Annotated in this window: 20 protein-coding genes and 1 pseudogene; 9 read left to right on the top strand and 12 right to left on the bottom strand. The window is 69.6% G+C overall.

Translation table 11 applies throughout. The features are described 5' to 3' along the window. Window positions 1-3: 3 nt before the first annotated feature. The 5 genes from AC068B_RS36175 to hemL all read right to left on the bottom strand — a co-directional run bounded on the left by AC068B_RS36175 (window position 4) and on the right by hemL (window position 4,924). Window positions 4-768, bottom strand: coding sequence for a cytochrome c biogenesis CcdA family protein (locus AC068B_RS36175; protein WP_468555644.1), 765 nt, complete (start codon window positions 766-768; stop codon window positions 4-6). Continuing rightward, a complete protein-coding gene (locus AC068B_RS36180) occupies window positions 768-1,403 on the bottom strand; it encodes a TlpA family protein disulfide reductase (protein WP_356252151.1) in 636 nt (211 codons plus the stop codon). The genes AC068B_RS36175 and AC068B_RS36180 overlap by 1 nt, the downstream gene beginning before the upstream one ends. Window positions 1,404-1,490: 87 nt before the next feature. Next, complete coding sequence (locus AC068B_RS36185) at window positions 1,491-2,708, bottom strand: polysaccharide deacetylase family protein (protein WP_478675740.1); 1,218 nt, start codon at window positions 2,706-2,708, stop codon at window positions 1,491-1,493. A gap of 201 nt (window positions 2,709-2,909) precedes the next feature. After that, on the bottom strand, window positions 2,910-3,602 hold the full coding sequence (locus AC068B_RS36190; RefSeq protein ID WP_478675741.1) for a histidine phosphatase family protein: 693 nt from the start codon (window positions 3,600-3,602) through the stop codon (window positions 2,910-2,912). After that, window positions 3,599-4,924 (bottom strand): glutamate-1-semialdehyde 2,1-aminomutase, encoded by a 1,326-nt coding sequence (gene hemL / locus AC068B_RS36195; protein ID WP_478675742.1) that lies wholly within the window; start codon window positions 4,922-4,924, stop codon window positions 3,599-3,601. The genes AC068B_RS36190 and hemL overlap by 4 nt, the downstream gene beginning before the upstream one ends. Window positions 4,925-5,088: 164 nt before the next feature. Here hemL and AC068B_RS36200 point away from each other — a divergent pair, with 164 nt between their 5' ends. Further along, window positions 5,089-5,706 carry a hypothetical protein gene (locus AC068B_RS36200; RefSeq protein ID WP_468555637.1) on the top strand — a complete coding sequence of 206 codons (618 nt, stop codon included), beginning with the start codon at window positions 5,089-5,091 and terminating at the stop codon, window positions 5,704-5,706. An 18-nt stretch (window positions 5,707-5,724) separates the two neighbouring features. Here the strand turns inward: AC068B_RS36200 and AC068B_RS36205 are convergent, their stop codons facing one another. Together AC068B_RS36205 and AC068B_RS36210 are read right to left on the bottom strand one after the other, a co-directional pair. Continuing rightward, window positions 5,725-6,327 carry an FMN reductase gene (locus tag AC068B_RS36205; protein WP_478675743.1) on the bottom strand — a complete coding sequence of 201 codons (603 nt, stop codon included), beginning with the start codon at window positions 6,325-6,327 and terminating at the stop codon, window positions 5,725-5,727. Beyond that, window positions 6,324-7,466, bottom strand: coding sequence for an LLM class flavin-dependent oxidoreductase (locus tag AC068B_RS36210; RefSeq protein ID WP_478675744.1), 1,143 nt, complete (start codon window positions 7,464-7,466; stop codon window positions 6,324-6,326). Before AC068B_RS36210 ends, AC068B_RS36205 begins: the two co-directional genes overlap by 4 nt. A 200-nt stretch (window positions 7,467-7,666) precedes the next feature. Between AC068B_RS36210 and AC068B_RS36215 the strand changes: the two genes are divergently transcribed. Beyond that, window positions 7,667-8,155, top strand: coding sequence for a GNAT family N-acetyltransferase (locus AC068B_RS36215; protein WP_478675745.1), 489 nt, complete (start codon window positions 7,667-7,669; stop codon window positions 8,153-8,155). A 71-nt stretch (window positions 8,156-8,226) separates the two neighbouring features. On the opposite strand, the pseudogene AC068B_RS36220 reads toward AC068B_RS36215, so the two are convergent. After that, window positions 8,227-8,618 (bottom strand): annotated as a pseudogene (locus AC068B_RS36220) (MarR family winged helix-turn-helix transcriptional regulator). 151 nt (window positions 8,619-8,769) lie between these two features. Then, window positions 8,770-9,234, bottom strand: a complete 465-nt coding sequence (locus AC068B_RS36225) for a hypothetical protein (RefSeq protein WP_478675746.1) — start codon at window positions 9,232-9,234, stop codon at window positions 8,770-8,772. Between the two features lie 128 nt (window positions 9,235-9,362). Between AC068B_RS36225 and AC068B_RS36230 the strand changes: the two genes are divergently transcribed. From AC068B_RS36230 to AC068B_RS36240, 3 genes are all read left to right on the top strand, one after another. After that, the gene (locus AC068B_RS36230) at window positions 9,363-9,698 is read left to right on the top strand and encodes a YnfA family protein (RefSeq protein ID WP_478675747.1); all 336 of its coding nucleotides are present in this window, start codon (window positions 9,363-9,365) and stop codon (window positions 9,696-9,698) included. A 95-nt stretch (window positions 9,699-9,793) separates the two neighbouring features. Then, a complete protein-coding gene (locus AC068B_RS36235) occupies window positions 9,794-10,561 on the top strand; it encodes an SDR family NAD(P)-dependent oxidoreductase (protein ID WP_478675748.1) in 768 nt (255 codons plus the stop codon). A gap of 2 nt (window positions 10,562-10,563) precedes the next feature. Beyond that, window positions 10,564-10,773, top strand: coding sequence for a hypothetical protein (locus AC068B_RS36240; RefSeq protein WP_356252426.1), 210 nt, complete (start codon window positions 10,564-10,566; stop codon window positions 10,771-10,773). A 32-nt stretch (window positions 10,774-10,805) separates the two neighbouring features. Here AC068B_RS36240 and AC068B_RS36245 read toward each other — a convergent pair whose 3' ends face one another. Next, window positions 10,806-11,999 (bottom strand): RtcB family protein, encoded by a 1,194-nt coding sequence (locus AC068B_RS36245; protein ID WP_478675749.1) that lies wholly within the window; start codon window positions 11,997-11,999, stop codon window positions 10,806-10,808. A gap of 181 nt (window positions 12,000-12,180) precedes the next feature. Here AC068B_RS36245 and AC068B_RS36250 point away from each other — a divergent pair, with 181 nt between their 5' ends. From AC068B_RS36250 to AC068B_RS36260, 3 genes are all read left to right on the top strand, one after another. Then, window positions 12,181-13,152 carry a DUF3558 domain-containing protein gene (locus tag AC068B_RS36250; protein ID WP_478675750.1) on the top strand — a complete coding sequence of 324 codons (972 nt, stop codon included), beginning with the start codon at window positions 12,181-12,183 and terminating at the stop codon, window positions 13,150-13,152. A 148-nt stretch (window positions 13,153-13,300) separates the two neighbouring features. Then, a complete protein-coding gene (locus AC068B_RS36255; RefSeq protein ID WP_478675751.1) occupies window positions 13,301-14,200 on the top strand; it encodes a DUF3558 family protein in 900 nt (299 codons plus the stop codon). A gap of 219 nt (window positions 14,201-14,419) precedes the next feature. Beyond that, the gene (locus AC068B_RS36260) at window positions 14,420-15,748 is read left to right on the top strand and encodes a DUF2637 domain-containing protein (protein ID WP_478675752.1); all 1,329 of its coding nucleotides are present in this window, start codon (window positions 14,420-14,422) and stop codon (window positions 15,746-15,748) included. Window positions 15,749-15,769: 21 nt separating this feature from the next. On the opposite strand, the gene AC068B_RS36265 is transcribed toward AC068B_RS36260, so the two are convergent. Both AC068B_RS36265 and lysS read right to left on the bottom strand, forming a co-directional pair. Further along, entirely contained in the window at window positions 15,770-15,979 is a 210-nt protein-coding gene (locus AC068B_RS36265) for a hypothetical protein (protein ID WP_478675753.1), read from the bottom strand. 108 nt (window positions 15,980-16,087) lie between these two features. Next, window positions 16,088-17,845, bottom strand: coding sequence for a lysine--tRNA ligase (lysS, locus tag AC068B_RS36270; RefSeq protein ID WP_478675754.1), 1,758 nt, complete (start codon window positions 17,843-17,845; stop codon window positions 16,088-16,090). 145 nt (window positions 17,846-17,990) lie between these two features. On the opposite strand from lysS, the gene argS reads away from it, so the two are divergent. Beyond that, on the top strand, window positions 17,991-19,757 hold the full coding sequence (argS, locus tag AC068B_RS36275; RefSeq protein ID WP_478675755.1) for an arginine--tRNA ligase: 1,767 nt from the start codon (window positions 17,991-17,993) through the stop codon (window positions 19,755-19,757). Window positions 19,758-19,774 lie beyond the last annotated feature (17 nt).

Below are 19,774 nucleotides of genomic sequence, written 5' to 3' on the forward strand. Positions count from 1 at the left end.
GGATCAGATCCCCACCGTGTAGCCGTTGGTCCAGACCTGCATCTCCTGCACGATGCTGTCCCATGCGCCGGTGACGAGGAGCAGGCCGGTCGCGATCATCATGATGCCGCCGATGCGCATCACCCAGACGTAGTGCCGCTTCACCCAGCCGAACGCGCCGAGCGTCTTGCGGAAGGCCACCGCCGCGAGGATGAACGGAATACCGAGCCCCAGAGAGTACGCGACACCGAGGATGGCACCCCGCTGCGGGTTGGCGCCGTCCGCGGAGAGGGCGACGACCGAGGCGAGGGTCGGGCCGATGCACGGCGTCCAGCCGACGGCGAAGAGAGCGCCCACTATCGGTGCTCCGGCCAGCCCGACGGCGGGCCGCTTGTGGAAGCGGAACTCGCGCTGGGTGAGCCACGGCATGAGCCCCATGAAGAAGAGCCCGAGCGCGATCATGACCACGCCGAGCGTCGTGTTGATGGTGCTCTGGTGCTCCCTGAGCGTGCGCCCCAGGGCACCGAAGAAGACGGTGGCCGAGACGAACACCACGGTGAACCCGGCCACGAAGAGACCGGCACCCGCGACCATCCGGCCCCGACGCGCCTCGCCGAGGTCCTGGCCGCTGACCCCGGTGACGTACGACAGGTAGCCGGGCACCAGCGGCAGGACGCACGGTGAGAAGAAGGAGACGAGCCCGCCGAGCACCGCGACCGGGATCGCGAGGAGCAGGGCCCCGCTCAGAACGGTCTGGTTCGGGCCGCTGATGGCCGCGAGCGTCGACATCACTTCTCCGCGAGCACGGGGTCGATCATCTTCCGCAGCTTCTCTTCGTCCAGCGGCTGCTGCGAACGGGCCGCGATCTTCCCGTCCCGGTCGACGACGAGCGTGGAGGGGATGAAGTTCGGGTTGAGCGAGCCCTTGGGGAAGCGCAGCATCAGCTTCCCGCTCGGGTCGTGCAGGCTCGGGTACGGAACCTTGTGTTCCTTCTCGAACTGGATCGCGGGGCCCCGCTCGGGGTCACGCGTGTTGATCCCGACGAACTCGACGCCCTTGGCCTTCGTGTCCGCGGCGACCTTCACGAAGTTCGGCGCCTCGGCCCGGCACGGCGCGCACCAGGAGCCCCAGACGTTGATGACTACGATCTTGCCCTTGTAGTCCTCGGCGATGTTCAGCTTCTTGCCGTCGAGGGTCTCGCCGTCGAGCGACGGGTTCGCCTTGCGGTCCGCCTTCTTGACGGTCGCGATGCCGTCGGACCCGGCGACGAAGTTGGTGTTCCCGGAACCGCCGGACGTGCCGCCGGAGCTGCAGGCGGACAGTGTCAGCGCGGCGACGGCGGCACCTGCGGTGAGCAGGGCGGCACGACTGCGACGGTGACTGCTGCTATCGATGCGGTGTGGGGCACGGCAGGCAACACTCATGTGAAAAGTTTCGCATGTCCATTTCGCGGATCTTCCGCGCCCCCTCCACCGAACGAAGTCCGCTCTTCAGAGCGGCCGGGAGCAGCCTCAGAGGCTCTTCCAGCCGCCCGCGGGCTGCTGGCCGACCTCAAGGCCCTGGAGCTTGGCGAGGACCTTGGGGTCCTGCACGTCGAGCCAGTCCACGAACTGGCGGAACGAGACGAGGCGCACGTCCTTCTTGCCCGCGATGTGCTTCAGGGCCTCCTCCACGGCATCCATGTAGATGCCGCCGTTCCACTCCTCGAAGTGGTTGCCGACGAAGAACGGCGCCCGGTTGCTCTCGTAGGCCCGCTTGAACCCGGATATGTACGCCTCCGTGGCCTGCTTGCGCCAGCCCGGGTAGTTGTACGAGGGAGCCTTCGTCGAGTTCTTCGACTGGTTGGCGAGGATGTTGTAGTCCATCGACAGGACCTCGAAGGAGTGCCCGGGGAAGGGCATGGCCTGCAGCGGCAGGTCCCAGATGCCCATCTTCTTCTGGGGCCAGCGCTGGCGGCCGCCGGGCGAGGACGCGTCGTAGCGCCAGCCGAGCTTCTTCGCCGTCGGCAGCAGGTTGTCCTGGCCGAGCAGACAGGGCGTGCGGCCGCCGACGAGTTCCTTGTCGTAGTCGAAGGGCAGCGAAGGCAGGTCGGTCCAGCCCGTGTTCGTACGCCACTTCTTCACAAAGGACTTGGCCTGGTCGATCTCGTCCTGCCACTGTGCGGACGTCCAGTTGGCGACCGAACCCGAGCCCGCGCAGAAGTGCCCGTTGAAGTGCGTGCCGATTTCATGGCCGTCGAGCCAGGCCTCGCGGACGTACTTCAGTGTGTCCTTGATGTGACCGTCGGTGAGATATCCGATGTCGGATGCGCCGACGCCGTTGTTCGGCGGACGGTACATGCGCTTCTTCGATTCCGGGAGCAGATAAAGCCCGGAGAGGAAGAACGTCATGTGCGCGTCGTGCTCCTTGGCGAGCTTCAGAAAGCGCGGGAACAGACCGTTCCCCACTTCGCCCGCACCGTCCCAGGAGAAGATCACGAACTGCGGCGGCGTCTCGCCCGGCTTCAGTGGAACGGGCTTGCCCGGCTGGTGGGGCTGCTTGCCGGTGTAGGCGGTCGACCCGTCACCGATCGGCTTGGCGGGCTGCTTGCCCGCGCCGCCCTGCTCGTCCCCGGCCTTTCCCGCGGACCCCGACGAATCGCCGCCGCCGGAGCCGCATGCAGCGAGCCCGAAAGCGGCCGCCGTGCCGGCTCCGATTCCGAGCATTCCCCTGCGGCTGATGTCGCGCATTCCATCCCCATTCGTCGCGCCCTTGGGTCCGGCCCTGCTCTATCTGCCTGCAAGACGGACGACTACTTAGAGGGCGCGACGATCAGGGGGGTTCCGGTAAGTCGCAGTTATTTATGTTGTTTTACCGGAACGGGACATACAGTCGCTGCGCGATTACGCGACGTCGATAATCCGGGGGGCCGAAAGGGAAAGCGGGTGCCCTCAAGCGCCGAATGCCTTGCCCTTACCCTTCACCGGCTTGGCACCCGCGAGCAGATGCGCGGGCACGAGATCCCTTGCGGGCTCGGTATATCCGACCGAGACGATCTTGTCGCCGCGGTAGGTGAACGTCGTCAGCGAGGCGAGCGTGCACTGCCGCTTGCGCGGGTCGTGCCACAGCCGCCGCTTCTCCACGAAGCTGCGCACGATCCAGATCGGCAGCTGGTGGCTGACGCACACCGCCTCGTGCCCGCGGGCCGCGTCCTTCGCCGCGTCCAGGGCGCCCATCATCCGTACGACCTGCTCGATGTACGGCTCACCCCAGGACGGCTTGAAGGGGTTGACGAGGTGCTTCCAGTTGTCGGGGTTCTTCAGCGCGCCGTCGCCCACCCCGAAGGTCTTGCCCTCGAAGACGTTGCCCGCCTCGATGAGCCGCCCGTCGGTGGCGAGGTCCAGACCGTGCGCCTTGGCGATCGGCGTGGCCGTCTCCTGGGCGCGGTCCAGCGGCGAGGCGACGACATGCGTGACGTCGCGCTGGGAGAGGTGCTCGGCGACGCGGTCGGCCATCTGCCGGCCCAGCTCGGAGAGGTGGTAGTCGGGCAGCCGCCCGTACAGGATCCCTTCCGGGTTGTGCACCTCGCCGTGGCGCATCACATGGACGACGGTCAGCTCGTCGCCCGCCGGGGTGGCGGTCATGCGGAGACCTCCGTGGCTTCCGCGGCCGCGCGCGCGGCACCCGGCAGGGCGGCGGCGATCCGCTCGACGGCCCGCTCGTCGTGAGCGGTGGACACGAACCAGGACTCGAAGGCCGACGGCGGCAGATAGACGCCCTGCGACAGCATCGAGTGGAAGAACGCGGTGAAGCGGAAGGAGTCCTGCGCCTTCGCGTCCTCGTAGTTGCGGACCTCGCGGTCGGCGAAGAAGACGGAGAACATGTTCGACGCGTTCTGCACCCGGTGGGCGACGCCCTCCTTGGCCAGCGCCTCCGTCACGAGCGAGCGGAGCTCCGCGGAGACCGCGTCCACCTTCTCGTACGCCGCGTCGTCCAGGAGCCGCAGCTGCGCGAGGCCCGCGGCCGTCGCGACCGGGTTACCGGACAGCGTGCCCGCCTGATAGACGGGGCCCGCCGGGGCGAGGTGCGCCATGACGTCCGCGCGGCCGCCGAAGGCCGCGGCCGGGAAGCCGCCGCCCATGACCTTGCCGAAGGTCATCAGGTCGGGCGTCACGCCGTCCACGCCGAACCAGCCCGCCTTCGACGTACGGAAGCCGGTCATCACCTCGTCCGAGATGTACAGCGCGCCGTTCTTGGCGCAGGCGGCCTTGAGGCCCTCGTTGAAGCCGGGGCGCGGCGGCACCACGCCCATGTTGCCCGGCGACGCCTCGGTGATGACGCAGGCGATCTCACCGGGGTACTTGTGGAAGGCCTCGTGCACGGCCTCGATGTCGTTGTACGGGACGACGATGGTGTCGCCCGCCTGGGCACCGGTGACCCCGGGGGTGTCCGGAAGCCCGAACGTCGCCACGCCCGAGCCCGCCGCGGCGAGCAGCGCGTCGACGTGCCCGTGGTAGCACCCGGCGAACTTGATCACCTTGGCGCGGCCGGTGAAGCCGCGCGCGAGACGGATGGCGGACATGGTCGCCTCGGTGCCGCTGGAGACGAGCCGCACCTGCTCGACGGGCTCGATGCGGGCCACGATCTCCTCGGCGAGCGCGACCTCACCCTCACCGGGCGTGCCGAAGGAGGTGCCGCGCGAGACGGCCTCCTGCACGGCGGCGGTCACCTCGGGGTGGCTGTGCCCGAGGATCATCGGACCCCACGAGCACACGAGGTCGACGTACTCACGGCCGTCGGCATCAGTCAGGTACGGACCGGCACCGGACACCATGAAACGGGGCGTACCACCCACAGCGCGGAACGCGCGCACGGGAGAGTTCACACCGCCGGGCGTCACGGCCGCCGCACGGTCGAAAAGAGTCTGCGAAACTGGGGCGCTATACGGGAAGCTCACACGAGCCATGGTGTCAGAGGGTCCGGACATCCTGCGGACAGGTGTTTCACTCCACGTTTTAGCGGGTGAACGTGGGGGAGGTCACTGACACGATGATCGGGTTGCGTGGCGGGGGCCGCGAGGCCTAGAAAAGACAGGGCCGTGCCGCCCTGGCAAAGCAGTCGGGTGGAGATATGCATCGCGGTGGCGGACTGGGCGAGGGGACCGACGGCCTGGGCCCCCGGCGTGCCCGGCGGGGCAAGCACCGACGCGAGGCGGAAGCGGAACCGGCACAGGCGCCCGACCAGGCGCGCGGCGGGTCCGACGGGATGGGTGAGTCACGGCGGGACCGGGTGAGCAGCAGGAGTGGCGGGGTGGGGGTGACCTACAAGTACTTCGGTGCCCCGGACGGCGCGACCGCGGCCCGCGTGCCGATCTCGATGCGGCCCGAGGAGCTCGGCGGTGACGAGCTCGGCATGGGCGGGATGTTCACGAAGATCAAGCCGGAGACGATGGCCGCGATGGTCCTGACCGGCATCGAGGGCATACCCCTGCACAAGGTCCCGCCACTCGAACTGGTCGTCCTCCACCCGGACTACGCCGTGGTGAAGCTCCCCATGACCGTCGTCGACCCGCTGCGCGGCATCGGCGAGGAGTCGGTGGGCGCCGCGGCCTTCATCTGGTCCACGGTCCCCGACCGCGGCGGCCCGCGCGACGCCTTCAACGTGTACCAACTCCTGAACGAGTGGCAGGACTTCAGCCACCGCCTGCACGACGCGGGCCACCAGGCGTACTGCCTGGTGTGGCCCTGAGCGTCGCTCTCTCCCTTCTCAGCCCCTGCCGAGCGCGGCGAGTTGCTCCGCGAAGGGGACGACGGGCCCGAGGGCGTCGGGGGCGGTCCGGCCGCCCGGCACCGGCCTCATGAGCCGCGCGAGCTCCGCGCCCGCCCGCTCCACCCGCTCCGCGAGCCCTTCCGCGCCCCAGTCCTCGGACGCCGCGTACACCCCGGTGGGCACGACGACGGCCCGCAGATACGCGAACAGGGGCCGCAGCGCGTGGTCCAGGACGAGGGAGTGCCGCGCCGTGCCGCCCGTCGCCGCGACGAGGACCGGCGTCCCCGCCAGCGCGTCCTTGTCGAACCCGCTGACCGCGTCGAAGAAGGACTTGAACAGGCCGCTGTAGGAGGCGGAGAAGACGGGTGTGACGGCGATCAGGCCGTCGGCGTCGCGCACCGCGTCGACCGCGGCGCCCAGGGCGGGACCGGGGAACCCGGTGGTGAGGCTCTGGGCTATCTCGACGGCGAGGTCGCGCAGTTCCACCACTTCGACGGTCACCTCGGAGTGGTGTCCGACGACCGCCGACGCGAGCCGGTCGGCGAGCAGCCGCGTGGACGAGGGCACGCTCAGGCCTGCCGATACGACGACGAGCTTCATGCCGTGGCCCCTTCCTGGGCGGTGGCGTTTTCCTGTGTGGTGGCGTTTTCCTGTGTGGTGGCGTTTTCCTGTGTGGTGGCGGTGCGTGCCGCGTGTGTGGGCGCGTCCGGGACGTCGGCGGGGCGGTTCTTCGCGAACTCCTCGCGCAGCACGGGGACGACCTCCTCGCCGAGGATGTCGAGCTGCTCCAGGACGGTCTTCAGGGGCAGCCCGGCGTGGTCCATCAGAAACAGCTGCCGCTGGTAGTCCCCGACGCCGTCACGGAAGGACAGGGTCCGCTCGATGACCTGCTGCGGGGAGCCCACGGTGAGCGGGGTCTGCGAGGTGAACTCCTCCAGCGAGGGCCCGTGTCCGTAGACGGGCGCGTTGTCGAAGTAGGGGCGGAACTCGCGCACCGCGTCCTGGGAGTTCTTGCGCATGAACACCTGCCCCCCGAGCCCGACGATCGCCTGCTCCGGCGTGCCGTGCCCGTAGTGCGCGTACCGCGACCGGTACAGCTCGACCATCTTCCTGGTGTGGTCGGCGGGCCAGAAGATGTTGTTGTGGAAGAAGCCGTCTCCGTAGTACGCGGCCTGCTCGGCGATCTCCGGGGACCTGATCGACCCGTGCCAGACGAAGGGCGCGACGCCGTCGAGCGGCCGGGGCGTCGAGGTGAACGACTGCAGCGGCGTACGGAACTTGCCCTCCCAGGTGACGACGTCCTCGTCCCAGAGACGGCGCAGGAGCGCGTAGTTCTCGACGGCGAGGTTGATGCCCTGGCGGATGTCTTTACCGAACCACGGATAGACGGGGCCCGTGTTGCCGCGGCCCATCATCAGGTCGACGCGGCCGTCCGCGAGGTGCTGGAGCATCGCGAAGTCCTCGGCGATCTTCACCGGGTCGTTGGTGGTGATGAGCGTGGTGGAGGTGGAGAGGACGAGCCGTTCGGTGCGGGCGGCGATGTAGCCGAGCATCGTGGTCGGGGACGAGGGCACGAAGGGCGGGTTGTGGTGCTCGCCGGTCGCGAAGACGTCGAGGCCGACCTCTTCGGCCTTGAGGGCGATGGCGACCATCGCCTTGATGCGCTCGCGCTCCGTGGGGGTGCGGCCGGTGGTCGGGTCGGCGGTCACGTCGCCGACGCTGAAGATCCCGAACTGCATGGCTGGCTCACTCTCCGCGGTTCCGCAGGTTGTTTACGGTTCAACTATACCTGCAGAACGGGGGCGCCGCCCGACGTATTCCCGCGGGGTCTGGCCACGCGCGGCCCACTCCCGCACGGCCCGTTCCCGCACGGCCCCTTGTCAGACCCTCCGCCTACCGTGGGGCCATGGAGCGATCACAGGCATCACGGGCACCGGAAATGCGTCTTGAACCCTGGTCCGAGGACGACGGCCTTGCGCTGCTCCTGCGGCTCAACACCCCCGAGATGACCGCACACCTGGGCGGCCCCGAGCCCGAGGAGAAGGTCGCGGACCGCCACCACCGCTATCTCGCGCTCGACGGCAAGGGCCAGATGTTCCGCATCACGTTGGACGGCCGCACCGCGGGCTCGATCGGGTTCTGGGAGACGACCTGGCAGGGCGAGCCCGTCTGGGAGACCGGCTGGGGCGTCCTGCCCGAGTTCCAGGGCCTGGGCGTCGCGGCGGGCGCGGCGCGGCTCGTGATCGAGAAGGCGCGGGCGGCAGGCCGCCACGCCCACCTGCACGCGTTCCCCGCGACGGACCACGGCGCGTCGAACGGGGTGTGCCGCAAGGCGGGCTTCACGCTGCGCGGCGAATCGACCGTCGAGTACCCCAAGGGCAACTGGCACGCCTGCAACGACTGGCGGGTCACGCTCGACCCGAGCTGACCCGCGAGCCCACAAGCCGACCTGCGGGCCCGCGAATCGCCTTGACAGTCCGGCAACCGCACCACCAGCGGTCAGCCGTCCAGCTCCCCGCCCCTGATCCGCTCCACCTGCGCCCCGCTGAACTCCACCGTGCGCCTCATATGGCCGATGAGCAGGGCATCCGCCCGAACTCGGCGACCTTCTCCGGCACCGTCGCGACGAGCACCCGCCGCCGGTCGGCGGTGTCCCGTTCGCGTACGACGTAGCCCGCCTTCTCCAGGCGGTCGACGAGCCGCGTCGCCTAGCCCGTCGTCAGGCCGGTCAGCTCCGCGACCCGGCCGGTGGTGACCGGGCCGCCCTCCAGGCCGAGCAGGTTCAGGCACTGCACGTCGGTGGGGTGCGGTGCGAGATGGTCGGCGACGGGCTGGTTGAAGAGGGCGTACGAGGCCATGTAGCGCCGGGACTCGACGGACAGCTCACTCATCAGCAGCCCGCGCCCCCCCGGACGTGTCCTCCCTCGCCACCCTCTCGCTCTTCGCCATGACGGAAACGCTCCTCCAGGAGGCATACATCTGCGTCGAACAGCAAACGTACGACGCACACATTCACGGCGTTCAGAAGTAGGCCGTAAGCCATCAGAAGTAATAGACGTCCCCCGTATCGAGGGCCAGCACCGACTGCTCGTTGTTCCGCGGATTGCGGTCCACGGCCCCGCCGCTCCACTCCGTACCGATCAGCACCCGTACCTCGGAGGGCTTCCCCGCCACCCGCGCCGCGATCTCGACGGGCTCCCCCACGCTCCCCGCGTCCAGCGCGCCGGTGCGGCACAGCACCCCGCCCCCGCCCGGCCGCAGACACCCCACGGGCAGCCGCCGCACGTCCGCGAGCGGCAGTGACCAGCGCAGCCGCACGGTGGCGTCGGCGAGGTCGGAAGGCCCGTGGTTCCGCGGCACGAACCGCACCCGCACGACGCCCGCGTGCAGGGTCACGTCCCCGTGAAAGGCAAGGTCGACCTCACGCCCACCGGACCCGGCGACGACGCCCCCCGCACCGCCCACCGCGGCCCCCGCACTGCCCACCACACCCACCACAGCAGCCACCACCACAGCCAGCCGAGGAACCCGCACAGCAACCTCCACCACCACACCACACCGACCGGAACCACACCTATTGCCCCGATACATGCCACTGCGCCCCCGCAAGATCACCGCATGCCACCCTGTTGACCATGCTCATCGCCCGCTCCGCCGCACTCTTCGTCCTCGCCGCACTCTTCGAGATCGGCGGCGCGTGGCTGGTCTGGCAGGGCGTGCGTGAGCACAAGGGCTGGGCCTGGATCGGCGCGGGCGTGATCGCGCTCGGCATCTACGGCTTCGTGGCCACGCTCCAGCCCGACGCCGAGTTCGGCCGCATCCTCGCCGCGTACGGCGGGATCTTCGTCGCGGGATCGATCGCCTGGGGCATGGTCGCGGACGGCTACCGGCCCGACCGGTGGGACGTCGCAGGAGCGCTGATCTGCCTCATGGGAATGGCCGTGATCATGTACGCGCCGCGAGGCCGCTGAACGCCCCGCATATCCTGGCGAGCGGACCGACCCACAGGCCCCACAGACCACCGAACCCCCACGGACCCCCCGAACCCCTGCCCGAGGAGCGCCCCATGACCGCCGCAGCCACCACCCGCATCGCGATCATCACCGGCGCGAGCAGCGGCATCGGAGCCGCCACCGCCCGCGGCCTCGCCGCCGCCGGTTACCGCGTCGTCCTCACCGCGCGCCGCAAGGACCGCATCGAGGCGCTCGCCGCCGAGCTCACCGACGCCGGGCACGACGCCGTCGCGTACGCGCTGGACGTCACCGACCGTGCGGCCGTGGACGAGTTCGCCACCGCCTTCCGCAGGATCGCCGTCCTGGTGAACAACGCGGGCGGCGCGCTGGGCGCGGACCCCGTCGCCACCAGCGACCCGGCCCAGTGGCGCCAGATGTACGAGACGAACGTCATCGGCACGCTGAACGTCACGCAGGCCCTACTGCCCGCGCTCACCGCGAGCGGCGACGGCACGGTGGTCGTCCTCTCCTCGACCGCCGGGCACGGCACGTACGAGGGAGGCGGCGGTTACGTGGCCGCCAAGCACGCCGAGCACGTCCTCGCCGAGACCCTCCGCCTGGAGATCGTCGGCACCCCGGTCCGCGTCATCGAGGTCGCCCCCGGCATGGTCAAGACGGACGAGTTCGCCCTGACCCGCTTCGGCGGCGACACCGACAAGGCCGCGAAGGTCTACGCGGGCGTCGCCGAGCCGCTCACCGCGGACGACGTGGCGGACACGATCACCTGGGCGGTCACGCGCCCGCCGCACGTCAACATCGACCTCCTGGTGGTCCGCCCGCGCGCCCAGGCCTCCAACAGCAAGGTCCACAGGGAGTCGTGACGATGAGACTCCCCGGCGACGACCCCGGCCGCCCCGCGTACTCCGCCGACTCCCCCGACCCCCTGGAGCGCCTCACCCACGAACACGAGGCCCGCGCCCTGGCCGAAGAGGCGAAGAACGAACGCCTGGTGTGGTGGTACCTGGCGTACTTCCTCTTCGGCATCCACATCGTCGCGTTCATCATGATCTACGCGGTGAAGCACGCGAAGTGAGGACGGGCTCAGCCCTTCAGCGGCTGGGCCCCTCAGCCCTTCACGCAGACGACCTGCTTCAGCTTCGCCACTACCTGGACGAGGTCCCGCTGCTGGTCGATGACCTGCTCGATCGGCTTGTACGCGCCGGGGATCTCGTCCACGACGCCCGAGTCCTTGCGGCACTCGACGCCCCGCGTCTGCTCCTCCAGGTCCTTCGTCGAGAAGCGACGCTTCGCCGCGCCCCGGCTCATCCGCCGACCGGCGCCGTGGGAGGCCGAGTTGAAGGACGCCTCGTTGCCGAGGCCCTTCACTATGTACGACCCCGTGCCCATCGAGCCCGGGATGATGCCGTAGTCGCCACTACCGGCCCGGATCGCGCCCTTCCGGGTGACCAGCAGGTCCACCCCGTCGTAACGCTCCTCGCTGACGTAGTTGTGGTGGCAGGAGATCTCCTGCTCGAACGTCGGCTTGGCCTTCTTGAACTCCTTGCGGACCACGTCCTTGAAGAGCGCCATCATGATCGCGCGGTTCTTCTTCGCGTACTCCTGGGCCCAGAAGAGGTCGTTCCGGTACGCCGCCATCTGCGGGGTGTCCGCGATGAAGACGGCGAGGTCGCGATCGACCAGGCCCTGGTTGTGCGCGAGCTGCTGGGCCACGCCCATGTGGTGGTCGGCCAGCTCCTTGCCGATGTTGCGGGAGCCGGAGTGCAGCATCAGCCAGACCGAACCTGACTCATCGAGACAGAACTCGACGAAGTGGTTGCCCCCGCCGAGCGTTCCCATCTGCTTTGAGGCGCGTTCATGACGGAACTTGACCGTTTCAGCGATCCCCTCGAACCGCCCCCAGAAGTCGTCCCACCCCGCCGTCGCCATCCCGTGGAAGCGCCCCGGCTCGACGGGGTCGTCATGCATGCCCCGCCCCACCGGAATCACCTGCTCGATCCGCGACCGCAGCCGGGAGAGGTCACCCGGAAGGTCATTCGCGGTCAGTGACGTCTTGACCGCCGACATGCCGCAGCCGATGTCGACACCGACCGCCGCCGGGCAGACCGCGCCGCGCATGGCGATCACCGAGCCGACCGTCGCGCCCTTGCCGAAGTGGACGTCCGGCATGACGGCCAGGCCCTCCACCCACGGCAGCGTCGCCACGTTCTGGAGCTGGCGCATCGCCGCTTCCTCGACCGAGGCAGGGTCCGCCCACATCCGGATCGGTACCTTTGCACCGGGAACCTCTATATACGACATATCGTCCTCATTCCCCCGTAATCAACTACAAGCCTAGAAGCGCAAATACCGGCGCCAAGGTCAACGAAAGGGGTGACGGACCGGCGTCCACGGCAGCGCGTGCGATACACATTGTCTCCACCGGCCGCCCACCAGCGGCAACCCAATATCCAGGCAGAGCCAGGCGAGAGGAGCCATCACGGTGCAGCTGAGGGCCAAGGCCTGCGTACCGGGCGTCGCCGCACTCCTCGCGGCGCTGCTGACCGGCTGCTCCGGCGCGTCGGGCATCGGCGACGAGAGCGACGACTCCAAGCCGGGCGGCAGCGGCAGTTCGAACGCTCCCGCGGAGCCCGGCAAGTACCGCACGCTCCCGGAGCCCTGCGGCGAGGTCGACGAGGACACCCTCGACGCCATGCTGCCCGGCATCCCGGAGATGGAGGACGTCGAGCAGCGCGAGAAGGCGTACGAGGGCACGCCTACGGTGACCTACGACACCGACCGCCGCGTGGGCTGCAACTGGAAGGTCGAGTCGACCGGCGCCTCCCACCACCTGCTCGTCGACTTCGAGCGCGTCGTGTCGTACGACGGCACGGTCAGCGACGACGCCCGCGCCGCCGAGGTCTACGCGACGAAGCTGCGGGAAGCGGGCCTCTCCCGCCCGTCCGGCTCGCCCACGGAGAGCGAGGACGGGGGCGAGGACAAGGGCGGGGACAAGGGTGAGGAAGAGGGCACGGACAAGGGCAGCGACGGCAAGGGCGGTGCCTCCCCGGCCGGGGACAAGCCTCAGGGCGGCAAGAACGCCAGGGCCGACGACGACAAGGGCAGCCGCAAGGGCAGCGACAAGGACGAGAAGGGGAGGGCGGAGGAAGGGACGAAGGACGCCGGGGCGGAGCCGGACGGCGCCGACGACGAGCCCGTCACCCCGCCCCCCGGCCTGGAGCCCCGCACCCTCCCCGACCTCGGCGACGAGGCCTTCCTCGACGACGCCCTCACCACCGCCGCATCGGCCTCCCGTCACCGCACCGTGACTGTGGTGTTCCGCACGTCGAACGTCATCGTGACCATCGAGTACGACGAGCAGCCCGGCCGTCGCACGGACGTCCCCGACAGCAAGGAAATGCAGGACAAAGCGCAGGAACTGGCCGACATGCTGGCCGGGGAGTTCAACGAGTAGCGGGTGGCCTGAGCGGGCCGGGGCGGGGGCCCCGGTGCCATGAAGCGGAGTCGCCCGCCGTCCCATGCGCGTACCGTGGCCCCCCGGACCCGACGACGTCACGAGACGTACTGGACGTCACGAGACGAACAGAGTGAGTGAAGGAACCATGCACCGACCTGCACAGCGAAAGCGACAGCTCCGCAGCCGCCTCCTCGTCTGCGCGGCCGCCGTACCGGTGATCCTCGTCGCCGGCTGCTCCTCCGACTCCGGATCCGACGGCGCGAAGAAGGACTCGGGCGCCAAGGCCTCCGCGTCGGCCAAGTCCGGCGACAAGGCCGCGAGCGTGGAGAAGGCCGCGTACGCCAAGCTTCCCGAGCCCTGCGACGTCCTGTCGAAGAAGACGCTCGAGGAGCTCGTGCCGAAGGCGAAGGACAAGTCCGGCAAGGCCGGCACGTCCAGCGACACGACGCTGCGCGGCAGCTGCTCCTGGGACAGCCTCGACAACAACGGCGTGGACGGCTCGCAGTTCCGCTGGCTGCGCGTCTCGCTGATGCGCTTCGAGTCGGACGCCTCGCTCGGCAGCGGTGCCAAGCGCGCACAGGACAGCTTCGCCAAGCAGGTCGCCGACGCCCAGGCGACGAAGGACGCGAAGAGCGTCAAGGTGGAGCCGGTGCAGGGCGTCGGCCAGCAGGCGACGCTTGTGCGGTACGACCTGAAGAAGGACAAGGACACCTTCAAGCAGCAGACGTTCGTGACGCGCGTGGAGAACGCGGTCATCACCGTCGACCTCAACGGCGCGGGCCTCGCGGGCGACAAGGCCCCGGACGCGGGCAAGCTGGGCAAGGACGCCCAGAAGGCCGCGAAGGAGGCCGCCGACGCGGTCGTCGCGGCCAACAAGGGCGGCGGCAAGGCACCGTCCGACGCGAGCGACAAGCCGAAGTCCGACGACAAGGCCGAGGACAAGAAGTCCGACGGCGCCAAGTCCGAGGACAAGAAGGCGGCTGACACCAAGTCGGACGACGCCAAGGCCGACGACAAGAAGAAGAGCGACAGCAGCAAGTCCTGACGCTCGTCGGTCAACTCGCGCCCTCACCAGGCAAGTTGAAGGAGCCCGGCCCCTCACGGGCCGGGCTCCTGGCGTACCGGCACACAGCCTTCCGCACGCATGTGCCAGGCTGTCGCTCGCAATACGGCGTCAGGTCGGCATCACAGCCACCGCAAGTCGCCACAAGCCGCTACAAGCCGACACAGGCCTTGCACAGGGAGGGGTTCGCGGGTGGCCGCGATGCAGCTGACACGCACGCACCGGATACTCATCGGAGTGGTCGTCGCCGGAGCGGTCGTCATCGCCGGGATCGGCTTCGCCGGGTCCTACGCGGCCGTGCGTGAACTCGCCGAGGAGAAGGGGTTCGGCGGCTTCTCGGTGGTCTTCCCCATCGGCGTCGACGCGGGCATCTGCGTACTGCTCGCCCTGGACCTCCTGCTGACCTGGCTCCGCATCCCCTTCCCGCTGCTGCGCCAGACGGCGTGGCTGCTCACGGCGGCGACCATCGCGTTCAACGCCGCGGCGGCCTGGCCCGACCCGCTGGGCGTGGGCATGCACGCGGTGATCCCGGTGCTCTTCGTCGTCGCCGTCGAGGCGGCACGGCACGCGGTGGGCCGCATCGCGGACATCACCGCCGACAAGCACATGGAGGGCGTGCGCCTCACCCGCTGGCTGCTCTCCCCCATCCCGACGTTCAAGCTGTGGCGCCGCATGAAGCTGTGGGAGCTGCGCTCCTACGAGCAGGTCATCAAGCTCGAACAGGAACGTCTCGTCTACCAGGCCCGCCTGCAGGCCCGGTTCGGCCGCGGCTGGCGCCGCAAGGCACCGGTGGAGTCGCTGATGCCGCTGCGCCTGGCCCGCTTCGGCGTCCCGCTCGCCGAGACGGCCCCGGCGGGCCTCGCGGCCGCGGGCATCGAGCCGGTGCTGCTTCCGCCCGCCCCGGCGATCCCGATGACGAAGACGGTCGACCAGCCGTCCCAGCCGCCCCAGCCGCAGCTGACGGCGGGTCCCGAGCCTGAGCCCGAGCCTGCACCCGAGCCCGCCCCCGTCCAGGACCCGGCCCCCACAGCCGCGGCGCCTGCTCCGGCCCCGGCCCCCGCCCCGACGCCGGAAGGGACCCTCCCGGTGGACAACCACGCGAGCCCCTGGTTCTCGGCGCACAACGCGTCGTACGAGCCCGTGGCCCCGTACGACGAGTGGTACGCGGAACAGGAGCAGCAGGCGTACGCGCAACAGCAGCCGCAGCCGCAACAGCAACAGCACGAGCAGTTCCCCGTCCCGAACGGCGCAGGCGGCACCCGCCCGCTCGGCGACGGCATAGAGGGCACCCCTCAGCAGGAGTCCGCCCCCGTTCCGGGCCCCGCACACGCCCCCGCCCCCTCCGACGAGGACCTGTACCAGGTGTTCCGGCACTCGATAGAGGGTGAGGGCATGCCGACCCCGGGTGCGTTCGCGGCGAACGCGGAGGCGGCCTTCGGGCTGCGCCTCCAGTCCCGCGAGCTGAACAACTACATGGACCGGTTCACGGCCCGCCTGGACAACGAGCTCATGGAAGACCACATCGCGTAGCCACCCCCGCGGCTTGCGGGGTCAGGCGTGTTCCTTCCGGCGCTTCTTCGCGGCCTCGCCATAGGCCGCGAGCGCCGCGCCCACCACGGCGAGCGCGGCGTAGAGGGGCGTGGGCACGTCCCACCAGATCTTCAGTGCGCCCCAGGGCTCGTCGCCGGACATGCGTCCGACGATGCCGAGCGCGCCCTGAATGCCGACGATCCAACCGACGATGCCGATGATTTCTTTCATACGTCCACCATCGGCCCCGGATCGGCCGGTCTCGTCCTGCCTCCGGCCGAATCAGCGGTAGTCCGAAGGATGCACACGGGCCGGGCCGGCCCGTGTGCATCCGGGGTACTAGGCCGCCAGGAGCTTGCGCACCCGGTCCGCGCCGACCGCGAGGAGCAGCGTGGGCAGTCGCGGGCCGGTCTCCCGGGTGACCAGGAGGCGGTAGAGCAGCGCGAAGAACGAGCGCTGGGCCACCTTGATCTCCGCGGGCAGTTCCTTCGCCGTCGCGTCCGCGGAGAAGCCCGCCTGCACCTTCGGCACGCCGTAGACGAGGTGGGTGAGGCCGTCCAGGGACCAGTGCGAGTCGAGGCCCTCCAGGAGCAGTCGCAGCGACTCGCGGCCCGCGTCGTCCAGCGTGGACAGGAGTTCCGTGTCGGGCTCGGAGCGGACGATGGTGCGGGCCTCGGCCGGGACCTGGGTGGTGATCCAGTTCTCGGCGCGGTCGAGGCGCGGACGGGTCTCGTCGAGGGACGTGATCGGGTCGGACGGGTCCAGGTCGCGCAGGATCCGCAGCGTCTGGTCCTCGGCGCCCGCGGTGATGTCGGCGACGGAGGCCAGCGTGCGGTACGGCAGCGGACGCGGGGTGCGCGGCAGCTCACCCGCCGCCGTGCGGACCGCCCGGGAGTGGGCGGCGACGTCCGCGGGCAGCGCAGACCCGTCGGCGACCTTGGACTCCAGCTTGTCCCACTCGTCGTAGAGCCGCTGGATCTCCTGGTCGAAGGCGATCTTGAAGGACTGGTTGGGCCTGCGGCGCGCGTACAGCCAGCGCAGGAGCGGCGCCTCCATGATCTTCAGGGCGTCGGCCGGAGTGGGCACGCCGCCCTTGGAGGACGACATCTTCGCCATGCCGGAGATGCCCACGAAGGCGTACATCGGGCCGATCGGCTGTACGCCGTCGAAGATCTGGCGCACGATCTGGCCGCCGACGACGAAGGACGAGCCGGGCGAGGAGTGGTCGACGCCGGACGGCTCGAAGATGACGCCCTCGTACGCCCAGCGCATCGGCCAGTCGACCTTCCAGACCAGCTTGCCGCGGTTGAACTCGCTGAGCCGGACGGTCTCGCCGAAGCCGCACGCCGTGCAGGTGTAGACGAGCTCGGTGGTCTCGTCGTCGTAGGAGACGACGGTCGTCAGGTCCTTCTCGCACTGCCCGCAGTACGGCTTGTACGGGAAGTACCCGCCGGTGCCGCCGCTGCCGTCGTCCTCGGCGGCCGCGCCCGATCCTTCGGCGGCCTCCAGCTCGGCCTCGTCGACGGGCTTCTGCTGCTTGCCGCCCTTGCCGCCCTTGGCCGGGTCCTTCTTGGTGCGGTACTGGTCGAGGATCGCGTCGATGTCGCCGCGGTGCTTCATCGCGTGCAGGACCTGCTCGCGGTAGACACCGGAGGTGTACTGCTCGGTCTGGCTGATCCCGTCGTACTCGACGCCGAGCTCGTCCAGGGACGCGGTCATCGCGGCCTTGAAGTGCTCGGCCCAGTTCGCGTACGCGGAACCGGCCGGGGCCGGGACGGAGGTCAGCGGCTTGCCGATGTGCTCGGCCCAGGACTCGTCGATGCCGGGGACACCGGCCGGGACCTTGCGGTACCGGTCGTAGTCGTCCCAGGAGATCAGGTGGCGGACCTCGTAACCACGGCGGCGGACCTCGTCCGCGACCAGGTGCGGGGTCATGACCTCGCGGAGGTTGCCCAGGTGGATCGGGCCCGAGGGCGAGAGTCCGGAGGCGACGACGACCGGTTTGCCCGGGGCACGACGCTCCGACTCGGCGATGACCTCGTCCGCATAGCGGGAGACCCAGTCGGTGGTATCGGTGCTCTGAGCCACGATCGACACGCCTTTCTTCTCTACGTGAGTACGGCTTGACGGAGCCATTCTCCCAGGTCGCCCCCTAACCGCGAAAACCGCTTTTCACCGCGTGGGATACTCGGTTTCTGTAGCTGCAGCAAACCCAGGCACCCGAGCAGAACGGCACCCATTCATGGCCTCGGTCACGTCCCTCACCGCCTCCGTCCACCAGCGCCTCGCGGACGCCCTCTCGGCTGCCCTGCCGGAGGCCGGTTCCGCGGACCCGCTGCTGCGACGTAGCGACCGGGCCGATTTCCAGGCCAACGGCATCCTGGCGCTCGCGAAGAAGGCCAAGGCCAACCCGCGCGAGCTGGCCACCCAGGTCGTCGAGCGGATCACCAAGGGCGATCTGCTGGCCGATGTGGAGGTGTCGGGCCCCGGGTTCCTGAACGTCACGGTCACCGACAAGGCGATCATCGAGACGCTGGAGGCCCGGGCGGCCGACGGCGACCGGCTCGGCGTGCCGTTGAACCCGGCCGCGGGCACGACGGTCATCGACTACGCGCAGCCGAACGTGGCGAAGGAAATGCACGTGGGCCACCTGCGCTCCGCCGTCATCGGCGACGCGCTGCGCCACATGCTGGACTTCACCGGCGAGAAGACGATCGGCCGCCACCACATCGGCGACTGGGGCACGCAGTTCGGCATGCTCATCCAGTACCTGATCGAGAACCCCGACCAGCTGGCCCCGGCCGCGGACGTCGACGGCGAGCAGGCGATGAGCAATCTGAACCGTGTCTACAAGGCGTCGCGTGCCGTCTTCGACACGGACGAGGGCTTCAAGGAGCGGGCGCGCAAGCGGGTCGTCGCCCTGCAGTCCGGCGACAAGGAGACGCTCGACCTGTGGCAGCGCTTCGTCGACGAGTCGAAGGTCTACTTCTACTCGGTCTTCGAGAAGCTGGACATGGAGGTCCGCGACGACGAGATCGTCGGCGAGTCCGCGTACAACGACATGATGCCGGAGACCGCCCGTCTGCTTGAGGAGTCGGGCGTGGCCGTCCGCTCCGAGGGGGCCCTCGTCGTCTTCTTCGACGAGATCCGCGGCAAGGACGACCAGCCGGTCCCGCTGATCGTGCAGAAGGCGGACGGCGGCTTCGGGTACGCGGCGTCCGACCTCTCCGCGATCCGCGACCGCGTCCTGGACCTGCACGCCTCGACGCTGCTGTACGTGGTGGACGTGCGGCAGTCGCTGCACTTCAAGATGGTCTTCGAGGCGGCCCGCAGGATGGGCTGGCTGAGCGACGACGTCACCGCGCACAACATGGGCTACGGCACGGTGCTCGGCGCGGACGGCAAGCCGTTCAAGACGCGTGAGGGCGAGACGGTGAAGCTGGAGGACCTCCTCGACGAGGCCGTCGAGCGGGCCACGGCGGTCGTCCGTGAGAAGGCCGAGAAGATCGGCCTGACGGAAGACGAGATCGTCGAGAACGGGCGGTACGTGGGCATCGGCGCCGTGAAGTACGCGGACCTGTCGACGTCGGCGAACCGTGACTACAAGTTCGACCTCGACCAGATGGTCTCCCTGAACGGCGACACGTCGGTCTACCTCCAGTACGCGTACGCGCGCATCAAGTCGATCCTGCGCAGGGCGGGCGACAGCGCGCGCCCCACCGCGCACCCGGAGCTCGATCTCGCCCCGGCGGAGCGGGCCCTCGGCCTGCACCTGGACGCGTTCGGCGAGCTGATCGCGGACGCGACGGCGGAGTACGCGCCGCACAAGCTGGCCGCGTACCTGTACCAGCTGGCGTCGCTGTACACGACGTTCTACGACCAGTGCCCGGTCCTGAAGGCCGAAAGCCCGGCCCAGGTCGAGAACCGTCTGTTCCTGTGCGACATCACGGCGCGGACGCTGCACAAGGGCATGGCGCTGCTCGGCATCAGGACGCCCGAGCGCCTCTGACGCCCGGGCGGTCCTGA

This window comes from Streptomyces sp. NPDC042371 (assembly GCF_056437465.1).